Raw genomic sequence first — 13,006 nt, forward strand, 5'->3', positions numbered from 1 at the left:
ATAAATAAGATGAGGACATTATATCGAAAAAAACATGAAATGCTTCTTTCTTCAATTGACAAGTATATGAAAGGAAAAGTCGAAATCATTGGATCAGAATCAGGACTCCATATTTTATTAAAAGTTAAAAGTGTGAATGACAGAACGTGAATTAATTCAATCTGCTCATAAAATGAAAGTAAAAGTCTATCCAACTTCAATTCATTATGATCAATGTATATCAGATGAATTTCCTATGATTTTACTTGGTTTTGGTGGTTTGACTGAAATACAAATTAAAGAAGGCATTCAGATATTAAAAAAAGCTTGGCTTATTTAATATCTAATCCTCTTCTAGCTGCCATTTCTTAATTTATCTATATAGTTTCAAACTTAAAAATTACTTTATTCGCAGAGATATTTTTACAATAATGAAGCACATTTAAATATTTTGTACATAAGTCTTAGTTAAAAATTCGTAAAAAATCTTAGAAGTTTTGAATTGTTTGAGGTACGAGTTTTCAAAACTTCTTAGATTTTTTTAGAATTTTTTGCTTAGACTTATCAAAATATTTAACGGGCTGAAGGTTGTAAAAAATATCCGGAGAATAAAGTAATTTTTAACTTGCAAACTCTAATATAAGCTGTCTATAACTCCTCCACCAACAAGGATATCTCCATCATAAAATACTACAGACTGTCCTTTTGTAATAGCTCTTTGATTTTCATCAAACTCAACCTTAACCCTGTCTTCGTCTATAGCACTTATAAGTGCATCAGCAGGCTTAGCTGAATATCTTATCTTTGCCTGTATCCTCATAGGTTTATCCAATTTTTCAAAAGGCATAAAATTTAAGTCCTTTGCAATTAATTTGTTTTTAAAAATATCTTTTTCTCCACCAAGAACAACTTCATTTTTAAGTGGATTTATGTCTATGACATACATTGGAATTCCAAATGCTATTCCAAGTCCTTTTCTCTGTCCTATTGTATAGTAAGTAATTCCCCCATGCTTCCCAAGGACTTTACCACTTTTATCTACAAAGTTTCCTTCTTTTACCTTATTGGGAGCAACTCTTTTTATATAGGAACCATGGTCATTATCTGGAATAAAACATATTTCCTCACTGTCCTTTTTGTTGTGAACGGCTAGACCTATCTTCTTTGCTATTTCTCTTATTTGTTCCTTTTTATAAATTCCACAGGGCATTAAAGTATGTTCTAGTTGAAACTGGGTTAAATTATATAATGCATAGGTTTGATCTTTTTTACTATCCTTTGACTTTTTAAGTACATATCTATCATTTACTTTTTCCACTGTAGCATAATGTCCTGTAGCCACATAATCTGCCCCTAAATCCATAGCTCTTTTTAAAAGTTCATCAAATTTTATGTATTTATTACATGCTACACAAGGATTTGGAGTTCTTCCCTTTGTATATTCATCTATAAAATAATCTATTACACATTTTTTAAACTCATTTCTAAAATTCATAACATAATATGGAATACCTAGGTTATACGCTACAAGTCTTGCATCATCTACAGCACTTAAAGAACAGCATCCACCTTCCATTCCTTCATAATATTTATCATCCTGCCATACCTGCATTGTAACTCCTATAACTTCATATCCTTGCTCTTTTAAAAGATATGCTGCAACGGAACTATCAACTCCACCGCTCATACCTACTACTACTTTCTTATTCATTTTATCACCTATTCTAATCAAAGTATTTTTAATCAATCTTTTATTTGCTGCCATTTTTTATTATTTTCTCTTAATTTTAAAACCGTATTACCTATTTCATTTACAACAAAGTCCACTTCATCTTCTGTAGTATTTGCTCCTATAGTAAGCCTCAATGAACCCTTTGCTGCATCTCTTGATAATCCTATAGCTGTAAGTACATGAGATGGTTCTATTGCCCCTGCTGAACAAGCACTTCCAGTAGACACGCATATTCCAGCTCCATCTAAAGCCATAGCCAAAATCTCACCCTCTATAGAATTAAAAGTTACATTTATGTTACCTGGAAGTCTATTGTTTTTATCACCATTCAGTTTAGTGCCAGGTATTTTTAAAAGTCCTTCAATTAACTTATCTCTTAAATAAATCAATCTATTACTTTCTCTATCCATATTTTTTACAGCAACTTCAATAGCTTTTCCCATTCCAACTATTCCTGCAATATTTTCCGTTCCTGCTCTTCTTCCCCTTTCCTGTGCTCCACCGTGAATTAAACTATCTATCTTAACTCCCTTTTTTATGTAAAGAGCTCCCATACCTTTAGGTCCATAAAATTTATGGGACGCCATAGACAATAAATCTATATTCATAGCTTTAACATCAATCGGTACATTTCCCACTGCTTGAACTGCATCCGTGTGAAACAATATTCCCTTTTTTCTACAAAGACTTCCTATTTCTTTTATAGGTTCTATTGTACCTATTTCATTATTTGCAAACATAACAGATATAAGTATAGTATTATCTGTTATACTTTTTTCAATTTCATTTAAATTAACCATTCCATATTCATTTACAGGAAGAAAAGTTACTTTAAAACCATGCTCCTCTAAATACTTACAGGTATTTATAACTGCATGATGTTCTATACCTGTAGTTATTATATGATTTCCTTTACCTTCATTTGCAGATGCAATTCCCTTTATAGCCCAGTTGTCAGATTCAGAACCCCCATTTGTAAAAAATATTTCATCTCTATTTGCATTTATGGCATCTGCTATCTTTCCTCTAGCTTCAGTTATAGCCATTTTATTTTTTCTAGATATGTGATAAATAGAGGATGGATTGCCAAAATACTCGGTAAAATATGGACGCATTTCTGCTACTACTTCTGGTTTTACAAAAGTTGTGGCTGCATAATCCATATAGATTTCTGTTTTCATTATTACCTCTCCTATCAAAGTGTACTTTTTCTGTAGAAATCATAGTGATATACTATAATATACTATATCATATTTTTAAATATTGCTTTTGTCAACTATAGTTAATTGTATAAAAATCTTAAATTATGATATTATAATTTTTATCAAGTATATTAGGAAGGAATTTAAACTATGGGTTCAAAAATTAAAATTAATATATATGGAAATAAGGATGCTATAATAACTGGTGATCGCTGTAATAACAAACACAGTGCTTGTTCTGGAAAATGTGAAGGCTGTAAATCTACTAATGGCAGCAAAACAATACAGGTAAGAACCTTAGACTTATACTACAATCTAATAAATTTTCTAACTATAAATCATATGGAGGAAAATGTAGATATTCACTTTATAGAATTAGGTAAAAACACTCCTATAAATGAAGAATCTATAAAAGTAGAGGATACCATAAAAAAAGGATTTGAACCACCTATAACAGTAATCGATGGAATAATAAGATATTATGCTGGTATATCAAATGTTTTAGTCTATAGAGATGTATTGGATTTAATTGAATAAAAGTAATATTTTGAAAAGTTAGAAATTATACAAAATGTGTGGACAATAATGGAATTATTTTGTATAATTAAGACAAAGGTAGCAGAGTAAATATTACGCGTAAAGTGTTAGAGAATGGGAGGTTGTCTCTAAACGAAAAGCTTAAATAATTTTACTTTATAATTTAAAGCTTACGATGTGATATTGCTTCCGCTGTTACATTAAAGAGATTTTGTACTTACCTCTTTTCTCTTTAATGTGACTACATTAAAGAGAAAAGAGGTGTTTCTATGTAGATTTTTTGCTCTGTGTAAATTAATTTAATATTATAACACTGGGGGTAAAAAGTATGAAAAGTAGAATGAACACAAAATTTCTTGTTACTACCGCTGTTTTTGTTGCCGTCGCAGTTGTTTTGAGATCGTTTTCTATAGCAATAGCTGCAGGTGGCATACTCACTATGAGAATAAGTTTTGACGCCATATGTTATATAATGCCTGGTATATTATTTGGACCATTATATGGGGGAATTTCAGGTGGATTAATCGATATACTTGGCTATATAATAAGACCTATGGGTGGATACATCCCTTTGTTTACTATAACTAATATAGCAGCTGGTATTTTGCCTGCACTTATATGGAGATATATTAAAAATGCTAAAGAATATAAAGTAAGGAATTGTTATATTGCTTTCTTTGGATTGCTCTTAGTAGTAGGTTTTTTTAATTTTATCATAATGAAATTTGCATATCATACTACTTTAGGACAACTACTATCATCTTTAGGAAAAAAATCTCAATACCTTAGTACCGGACTTATGTTAATAGGTGCTATAGGCGTTATTATATTTATAATAAATGTATTTATTAAGAAAAGTATGGTAAAATCCTATGATTTTGTAAATAACAATTATTTTAAATTAATAATTGCAATTGGTATATCTGGAATTTTAATATGCACTATAAATACTTATATATTGCTTATATTTACTCCTGCTCTCATTGCCAAAGGCTTTATGTTCTTATGGATACCTAGAATAATTGAGGCTCTTCTTATGACTATAGTAAATTCCTATATAACCTGTATGATTATGTACTGTTATAGCTTATTTCAAGGTAGGGTAGTAAAAAAAGCTTAAAACGTAAAAGAAATGGGGTCAAACAAATGTCCCCATTTTTTATTTCTCTGTTTACTCTTCTACTAAATCCGATATAGCCGCTCCCGGAGGTACAATAGGAAATACCTTTTCTTTCCTATCTATATCACATTCTATAATTACAGGTTCATTTAAGTCAAGAGCTTCCTTTAAGCATTTCTCTACCTGGCTATTGTCTTCTATCTTAAAAGTCTTTATACCATACGCTTCTCCAAGTTTCATGAAATCAACATCTGGTCCAAGTTCTGTATTTGAAAACCTCTTTCCATAGAACATATCCTGCCATTGATATACCATGCCTAATGCACGATTATTTAAAAGCAATTGTACAATAGGGAGCTTATATTTGGCAACAGTAGCAAGCTCTGTAGAATTCATTTTAAAGCTCCCATCCCCTGCTACATTTATTACCTTTTTCCCTGGATTACCCATAGATGCTCCTATAGAAGCTCCAAGTCCGAAGCCCATAGTTCCAAGTCCGCCTGAAGATACAAATGTTCTTGGCTTTAAGAATTTAAAATATTGTGCAGTCCAAATTTGATTTTGGCCAACTTCTGTAGTAACTATGCATTCTCCTCCTGTAAGATTATACAAGGTATCCATTATAAACTTAGGACTTAATTTACATTCTTTAAAAGGTTCACACTGTTCACTTTTCCACTGTTTTATTTTCTCCATCCAATCCCTGTGGTCGGCCTTTTCTAACTTGCAATTAATCTTTTGAAGTACCTCTTTTACATCTCCTTTTATTGCTACATCTATATCCACGTTTTTGCCAAACTCCTTAGGGTCAATGTCTATGTGTATTATTCTTGCTTTTGGAGCAAAGGCACTTACCTTGCTTATAACCCTATCACTAAACCTAGCTCCTATAGCTATTAATAAGTCACAATTACTTACTGCATAATTTGAGCAACGGCTTCCATGCATTCCAACCATACCCATATAATATTCATTGTTTCCCGGGAAAGCTCCTATTCCCATAAGTGAACAGGTAATTGGTGAATCTATTTTTTCTACAAGTTCCATCAATTCATTTTGAGCTCCTGATGTGACAGTTCCTCCACCTGAATAAATTACAGGTCTCTCACTCCTATTTATCATATCTATTGCCTTATTTAAACTGTCTCCATACTCATTTAAATTAAAATATTTCTTTTCTTTAATTTCAGAAAGCTTACTTCTAAAAGGCTCATATTCTACTTCAGCTGATTGTACGTCTTTAGGTATATCTACTACTACAGGTCCTGGTCTTCCACTAACTGCAATTTGAAATGCCTCTCTTACAGTATCAGCTAAATCCTCTACCTTTTCTACAATGCAACTTTTCTTAGTTATGGATGCAGTAATATCTTTAATATTTACTTCTTGAAAAGAATCCTTTCCAAGAAGACTTCTCGCAACCTGTCCTGTAAATACTACAATAGGTACGGAATCCATATAAGCTGTAGCAATTGCTGTAACCGTATTAGTAGCTCCCGGCCCTGATGTTGCAATTACAACTCCTACCTTTCCTGTAGATCTTGCATATCCATCTGCAGCATGAGCAGCCCCTTGTTCATGTGAAGTCGATATGTGAGTTATCTTTCCCTTAGCAGCATATAGTGCATCATAAATAGGTAAAACAGCTCCTCCCGGATATCCGAATACAGTATCTACACCTTGCTCCATCATACATTTTAATAGTACTTCAGCTCCCTTTATTTTCATATCTAAGTCCCCCTTTTATTTATATATTAATCAATTATTTTATCAAATAATATAATAATTTATACTTAGTTAGACTAAAAAATAGATTGCTTGTTATTTTTTTCACATACTTATTTATTCTTTTTTTACACTTATTTACTTAATTAAGTTAGAATTACACCTTTTATATTATATTTATATAATATAAAAGACCAAACTTCTGCCCTCTGGGGCGAGAAGTTTGGTCCGCGGTACCACCCAATTTTTTACTTAATTCAATTAACGGCTCTGCCGGTATAACTTACTTATATTTCAGTTAAACAACTCCAGGGTGATTTTCACTAGCTAATAATTTATGAGCTTTCACCTAACCTCATTCTCTTTGAAATCTTTCACTAATTACTCTTCCCTATCCTAATTTTTACTATATAATTTTCAATTTAATTACACTTTCACATTTAGTATATGTTTTAATAATACTATCTTATTTTTTAAATGTCAATAACTTTTTTAATTTTTTAGAAAATAAATTCAAAAATATACATAAATCCCTAAACTGCTAAAAAATCAGGCCATGCTATATAAACATGACCTAATAAGCAGAAATTATTTTGCTGCATCTTGTGTACTTGCCAAATCTTCATCGTTCATAACACTGTGACTATTTCCATATACAAAGTATATTATAAGTCCAACAACAAGCCATACTGCAAATCTTACCAAAGTTACCTTTTGCAGATTGATTATTAAGAAAGCACAAGCTATCATAGCAAAAATAGGTGTAACCGGTGAAAATGGAACTTTAAATGATCTAGGTCTATCCGGTTCTCTTTTTCTTAAAACTATAACTGATGCAGATACTATTATAAATGCTGCTAGTGTACCTATATTAGTTAGTTCTGAGACAACACTTATTGGTGTAAATCCAGCTATTATCATAGTTATAATACCAACAAGTAAAGTACTTTTTACAGGTGTATGGAACCTTTGATTAACCTGTCCAAATACTCTAGGCAAAAGTCCATCCCTTGACATTGCAAACAATACACGAGTTTGGCCAAATAACATAACAATTAAAACTGAAGTTAGTCCACAAATTGCACCAACTGAAACTAAAGCTGATCCCCAATTTATTCCTACTTGCTGAAGTGCAAAAGCTACTGGAGCTGCTGTATCATTAAATTTAAGATATGGAACCATTCCTGTTAATATAGCTGATACTGCAATATATAATACAGTACAAATTATCAAAGATGCTATAATTCCTCTAGGTAAATCCTTCTTTGGATCCTTTACTTCTTCTGCTGCAGTGGAAACCGCATCAAATCCTATATAAGCAAAGAATATTACTGATGCTCCTGAAAAAACTCCTTTCCATCCATAAGGCATAAATGGATGCCAGTTTGCAGGATGAACATGTCTAACACCTAATACTATAAATAAAAGTACTACTGCTAATTTTATAGCAACTATTATATTATTTGTAGTTGCGCTTTGTTTTACACCTGCTACCAATATACCTGTGATTACTACAAGTATAGCTACTGCAGGTAAATTTACTAGTCCACCTTCAAAAGGTGCTTTTGTAATAATATCCGGAAGTTTTATACCTAAATCGCCTAAAATACTAACAAAATATCCACTCCATCCAATTGCAACTGTGCCAACTGAAAAAGCATACTCAAGAATTAAATCCCATCCTATGATCCAGGCCCAAAATTCTCCAAGTGCCGCATAACCATAAGTGTATGCACTTCCTGCTACAGGAACCATTGCTGCTATCTCTGCATAGCAAAGTGCTGCAAATCCACAAGCAAGTCCTGCTATAATAAATGAAATTACAAGTGCTGGTCCAGAATATTTTGCTGCCGCTATTCCTGTCAGTACAAATATCCCTGTACCTACTATCGCCCCTATACCTAACATAGTAAGTTCGAAAGCTCCTAATGATTTCTCTAAGGAATTTTTTCCCTTAGTCTCTGCCAAAAGACTTTCGATGGGTTTTGTTCTAAAAATATTTTTCATACGTCAATTGCCCCCCTAAATTTAACTGAAAAACAACACTGTCATTCTATAATGTCATGCCAGTATTATTTCTAAAAATGAATTTATTATTAATAATACCACCATTTTTTATACAATTCAATATGATTTTATGATTTTTGCATATATTTTTTTAATGTTTAATAATTTTAATAGGTGTATATTTATAATTATTTAATATGCACTTATACATTGAAATGCATACTTTTAGTTTATTCAATTATGCAAAATGCATAGATTATACAATTTATTTATGAATTATATTTATCTGAATATTTAAAAAATAAATTTATTTTATACTGTTCTGTACAGTTTGTGAATTTTTTATATTCTTTATTGGTTATATATCATTTGTATAACAACAGTAAAAAACTAGGTATAGCAAATTTACTATACCTAGTTTTTTAGGTGGAGTTAAACTCCACCTAATATTAAACTAATATTAAATTTTATATATCTCTTTACATAGCACTTTCGTCAATTGAATTATCTCCACTTACAGTGCTGTGTTTATACCCATATACAAAGTATAATACGAGTCCTATAACAAGCCACACTGCAAATCTTACCAAAGTTATCTTTTGCAGATTGAATATTAAGAAAGCACAAGCTGCCATAGAAAGAACAGGTGTAACCGGTGAAAACGGAACTTTGAATGTTCTAGGTCTATCTGGTTCCTTTTTCCTTAAAACTATAACTGATGCAGATACTATTATAAATGCTGCTAGCGTACCTACGTTAGTCAATTCGGAAACAACGCCTATTGGTGTAAATCCAGCTACTATCATAGTTATAATACCAACAAGTAAAGTACTTTTTACAGGTGTATGGAACCTTTGATCAACGTGTCCAAATACTCTAGGTAAAAGTCCATCCCTTGACATTGCAAATAATATACGAGTTTGACCAAACATCATAACAATTAAAACTGAAGTCAGTCCACAAATTGCACCAACTGAAACTAAAGCTGATCCCCAATTTATTCCTACCTGCTGAAGTGCAAAAGCTACTGGAGCTGCTGTTTCTTTAAATTTCAGATATGGAACCATTCCTGTTAATATGGCTGATACTACAATATATAATACAGTACATATTATTAAAGATGCTATAATTCCTCTAGGTAAATCCTTCTGTGGATTTCTTACTTCTTCTGCTGCAGTGGAAACTGCATCAAATCCTATATAAGCAAAGAATATTACTGATGCTCCTGAGAAAACTCCCTTCCATCCATAAGGCATAAATGGATGCCAATTTGCAGTATTAACATGGCTAACGCCTAATACTATGAACAAAAGTACTACTGCTAACTTTATAGCAACTATTATATTATTTGTAGTTGCACTTTGTTTTACACCTGCTACCAATATGCCTGTTATTACTACAAGTATAGCTACTGCAGGTAAGTTTATTAGTCCGCCTTCAAAAGGTGCTTTTGTAATAGCTGTTGGAAGTTTTAGTCCCAAATCAGCTACAATACTAGTAAAGTAGCCGCTCCATCCAATTGCAACTGTGCCAATTGCAAAAGCATATTCAAGAATTAAGTCCCATCCTATAATCCAGGCCCAAAATTCTCCAAGTGCCGCATAACCATAAGTGTATGCACTTCCTGCTACAGGAACCATTGCTGCTATCTCTGCATAACAAAGTGCTGCAAATCCACAAGCAAGTCCTGCTATAATAAATGAAATTACAAGTGCTGGTCCAGAATAGTTTGCTGCTGCTATTCCTGTTAATACAAATATACCTGTACCTATAATTGCGCCTATGCCTAGCATAGTAAGTTCAAAAGAGCCTAATACTTTGGACAAGCCATCCTTTCCTTTAGTCTCTGCTAAAAGACTTTCAATAGGCTTGGTTCTAAAAATATTTTTCATACAGTATCTCCCCCTTATAAATAAAATGAATAATAAATTATTTTTAAAATGAATATTTTATTAATCATATCATCATTTTTTGTATAATTCAATATCATTTAATAAAATTGTTGTAAAAAATAATAGGTATTTTTATAACATTGTAAAATAATCCTTGCTATTTTATCTTTATTAGAAAATATGCTTATATTTTTTTGAATTGAATTTTTTTGCTTTATTCAATAATTTCTCTGGTATCTATTATATAATTCCTCATTTTAATTCAACTTATACATGAAAATCTTTTAACTATAGGACAGAGGACAATTGACAGTGGACAGTTAAGGATGATTTTTCTCCGCTATACTACGAAAAATCTTCAATTTGAAAGAAACTTATGTTCTTTTATTTTTAATTGGTGCTCTTTTAGTAAGTAATTATCTGAAAATCATACATTTTACATACCTACTTAAGCGATATTTTGCTTTAGCAAAACAAGCTTAAAAATAAATTAGTTTTCTGATGTACAGAGGAAAACTCACCTTCATTGTCCTCTGTCAATTGTCCTCTGAAAAGTTGCTTCGCAATATTTTATATTAATTCAAAATTTTATATGTGCTAAAGTTGAGTAAAAGTTAAATATGCAAGTCCAAGTCCATCATATTCCTTATTGGAACTATAATTGGACTTTTAGCATTGATTAAAATCAGTCAAAAGTGTTATTTTACATGATATTATCTATCGTGAATTGGATGGATGATATTTTTGGCAAAAAAAATATGAATAAATTCATATTTTTGCTTGCAATTAGCCTTACATTTTAATATAATATAGTTATGAAATTTAGATATAAATGTGAGGTGAGGCAAATGAATATAATTTCTAGTTTTAAGTTTCAATTAAATAAGGATAGGGTTATAAAGATGGTGCAATCTTATGGTAAAATGCCTCAATATAATGACCTAGATAAGATGTACAAAAATTTACTACCTATACTAAAAGATCATTCAAATCCACTGGGAATTTTTAAGATGGAAGAAAAAGATGAAAGTATTAATTTAAATATGTTATCTAAATGCAAGTTTACAATATATTGTCTAATAACTTTAGGAGAAAAATGCACTAATAAAATAAATGAAATGTTTGAAAACGGCAACTTTTATGAAGCCTTGCTACTAGATTCCATGTCTAGTAATTACCTATTCAACATGAGTTCTCAACTACATCATATTATATGCAGCAAAGCTTCTAAAATAAATTTAGGTATTACTCATAAAGTAGCTCCTGGCGATGGAGAAATAGAATTAGAGTATCAAAATAATATTTTAAGCAAACTGAAAGATGCCGAATTTCACAATGTTAAGATGGTAAATAATTGTGTATATCCTCATAAATCCTTAACTTACGTTTATGGAGCCGACGCAAGCATATCTGTAAATGGAGATGACCACTGCTGTTCAAGGTGCAGCAATATATTTTGCAGTATGCGTCATATAGAAAAGGAAAATAACTATGCTATAGAAAAGGCTATTAATTGTGCTTAATAAGTTATTAATATAACATGTGTATCAAAAATGGTATGGTATATTTTAATAAAATATACCATACCATTTTTAATGCAATTTAATTTAATATTATTTAGCTAAATTTAATATTTTTACAATATCATCTTTATTTAATTTTACAAATTGTCCTACAGTTTTAGTTCCATTATCCGTGCACTTATTAGCCATTTCTTCAATTTTATCTTCTCCTATACTTCCTTCTTTTAAAGTTACAGGTAACCCCATGCTCTTGAAAAATGCTGTCATTCTCCTTATGCCTTCAAGTACAATATCTTCGCAGGAACTATAAGATAAATCTACATCCCATACCCTTACTGCAAATTGTACAAATCTATTGATATCGTGTTTATATACATATTTCATCCATGCAGGAAATACAATTGCAAGTCCTGCTCCATGGGCAATGTCTGTTTCCCCACTCAATTCATGTTCAATTTTGTGAGAAGCCCAATCACCTATTCTACCCGCACTAAGCACATCATTATGAGCTATAGTACCGGTCCACATAATTTCTGCCCTAGCATCATAGTTTTTGGGATCTTTTAAAACTATTGGGGCATTATTTATAACATTTCTAAGTGCAGCTTCGCAAAGCCTATCAGTTATATCTACATGTTTCACATTTGTAAAATATCTTTCCATTATATGTGCCATAATGTCACAAGCACCACAAGCAGTTTGATACTCTGGTAGTGTAAAAGTAAGTTCAGGATTCATAATTGAAAAAGCAGGTCTTATAAGTACTGTATTTAATCCTTTTTTAAACCAACCATCTTCATTCATAATAACAGAACTATTACTAGATTCTGTACCTGTAGCAGGTAATGTTATTACAACTCCTACAGGAAGAGCCTCTTTCACTTCAGCTTTGCCCGTATAAAAATCCCATACGTCTCCTTTATAAGGTACTCCTACAGCAATAGCTTTAGCCGTATCTGCTGAACTTCCTCCTCCTACAGATAGTACAAATTTTATATTATTTTCTCTACATAGTCTTATACCTTCTTTAACAGGTCCTAATCTTGGATTAGGTTTAATTCCTGGAAGTTCTATAAATTCAATTCCATTTTCTTTTAAGGACTTTATAACTCTATCATATAGACCAGATCTTTTTATGCTTCCTCCCCCATAGCAAAAGAGTATTTTATCTGACTTTGAATACTCCTTTACTTTACTTCCTACAAGATTTTCGGTATCCTTACCAAAAATAATTTCTGTAGCATTTTTAAAAATAAAGTTTTCCATAATAACATCCCTCACTTACTAAT

General features: G+C 31.4%; 10 protein-coding genes, 1 riboswitch and 1 other annotated feature. Of the genes, 4 read left to right on the plus strand and 6 right to left on the minus strand.

Annotated elements, in window-relative coordinates; translation table 11 throughout:
• Window positions 1-136 precede the first annotated feature (136 nt).
• Window positions 137-319, plus strand: a complete 183-nt coding sequence (locus CLJU_RS22930; protein ID WP_013238985.1) for a hypothetical protein — start codon at window positions 137-139, stop codon at window positions 317-319.
• A 294-nt stretch (window positions 320-613) separates the two neighbouring features.
• On the opposite strand, the gene mnmA is transcribed toward CLJU_RS22930, so the two are convergent.
• A complete protein-coding gene (gene mnmA, locus CLJU_RS11495; RefSeq protein WP_013238986.1) occupies window positions 614-1,690 on the minus strand; it encodes a tRNA 2-thiouridine(34) synthase MnmA in 1,077 nt (358 codons plus the stop codon).
• Between the two features lie 32 nt (window positions 1,691-1,722).
• The gene (gene nifS / locus CLJU_RS11500; protein ID WP_013238987.1) at window positions 1,723-2,892 is read right to left on the minus strand and encodes a cysteine desulfurase NifS; all 1,170 of its coding nucleotides are present in this window, start codon (window positions 2,890-2,892) and stop codon (window positions 1,723-1,725) included.
• A gap of 171 nt (window positions 2,893-3,063) precedes the next feature.
• Here nifS and CLJU_RS11505 point away from each other — a divergent pair, with 171 nt between their 5' ends.
• The gene (locus CLJU_RS11505; RefSeq protein ID WP_013238988.1) at window positions 3,064-3,450 is read left to right on the plus strand and encodes a hypothetical protein; all 387 of its coding nucleotides are present in this window, start codon (window positions 3,064-3,066) and stop codon (window positions 3,448-3,450) included.
• Between the two features lie 80 nt (window positions 3,451-3,530).
• A riboswitch (THF riboswitch) is annotated at window positions 3,531-3,647 on the plus strand.
• Window positions 3,648-3,778: 131 nt separating this feature from the next.
• Window positions 3,779-4,570, plus strand: a complete 792-nt coding sequence (locus CLJU_RS11510) for an ECF transporter S component (RefSeq protein ID WP_013238989.1) — start codon at window positions 3,779-3,781, stop codon at window positions 4,568-4,570.
• 51 nt (window positions 4,571-4,621) lie between these two features.
• Here the strand turns inward: CLJU_RS11510 and ilvB are convergent, their stop codons facing one another.
• The 3 genes from ilvB to bcaP (CLJU_RS11525) all read right to left on the minus strand — a co-directional run bounded on the left by ilvB (window position 4,622) and on the right by bcaP (CLJU_RS11525) (window position 10,194).
• Window positions 4,622-6,298 (minus strand): biosynthetic-type acetolactate synthase large subunit, encoded by a 1,677-nt coding sequence (gene ilvB / locus CLJU_RS11515; protein WP_013238990.1) that lies wholly within the window; start codon window positions 6,296-6,298, stop codon window positions 4,622-4,624.
• Between the two features lie 204 nt (window positions 6,299-6,502).
• Window positions 6,503-6,702, minus strand: a binding site (T-box leader).
• Between the two features lie 181 nt (window positions 6,703-6,883).
• On the minus strand, window positions 6,884-8,302 hold the full coding sequence (gene bcaP, locus CLJU_RS11520; RefSeq protein ID WP_013238991.1) for a branched-chain amino acid transporter BcaP: 1,419 nt from the start codon (window positions 8,300-8,302) through the stop codon (window positions 6,884-6,886).
• A gap of 479 nt (window positions 8,303-8,781) precedes the next feature.
• On the minus strand, window positions 8,782-10,194 hold the full coding sequence (gene bcaP / locus CLJU_RS11525) for a branched-chain amino acid transporter BcaP (RefSeq protein ID WP_013238992.1): 1,413 nt from the start codon (window positions 10,192-10,194) through the stop codon (window positions 8,782-8,784).
• Window positions 10,195-11,042: 848 nt separating this feature from the next.
• Here bcaP (CLJU_RS11525) and CLJU_RS11530 point away from each other — a divergent pair.
• Window positions 11,043-11,717, plus strand: coding sequence for a hypothetical protein (locus tag CLJU_RS11530; RefSeq protein WP_013238993.1), 675 nt, complete (start codon window positions 11,043-11,045; stop codon window positions 11,715-11,717).
• Between the two features lie 90 nt (window positions 11,718-11,807).
• On the opposite strand, the gene CLJU_RS11535 is transcribed toward CLJU_RS11530, so the two are convergent.
• Window positions 11,808-12,983 (minus strand): iron-containing alcohol dehydrogenase, encoded by a 1,176-nt coding sequence (locus CLJU_RS11535; protein WP_013238994.1) that lies wholly within the window; start codon window positions 12,981-12,983, stop codon window positions 11,808-11,810.
• Between the last annotated feature and the right edge of the window lie 23 nt (window positions 12,984-13,006).

It is taken from the genome of Clostridium ljungdahlii DSM 13528 (genome assembly GCF_000143685.1).
Classification (GTDB): Bacteria; Bacillota; Clostridia; order Clostridiales; family Clostridiaceae; genus Clostridium_B; species Clostridium_B ljungdahlii.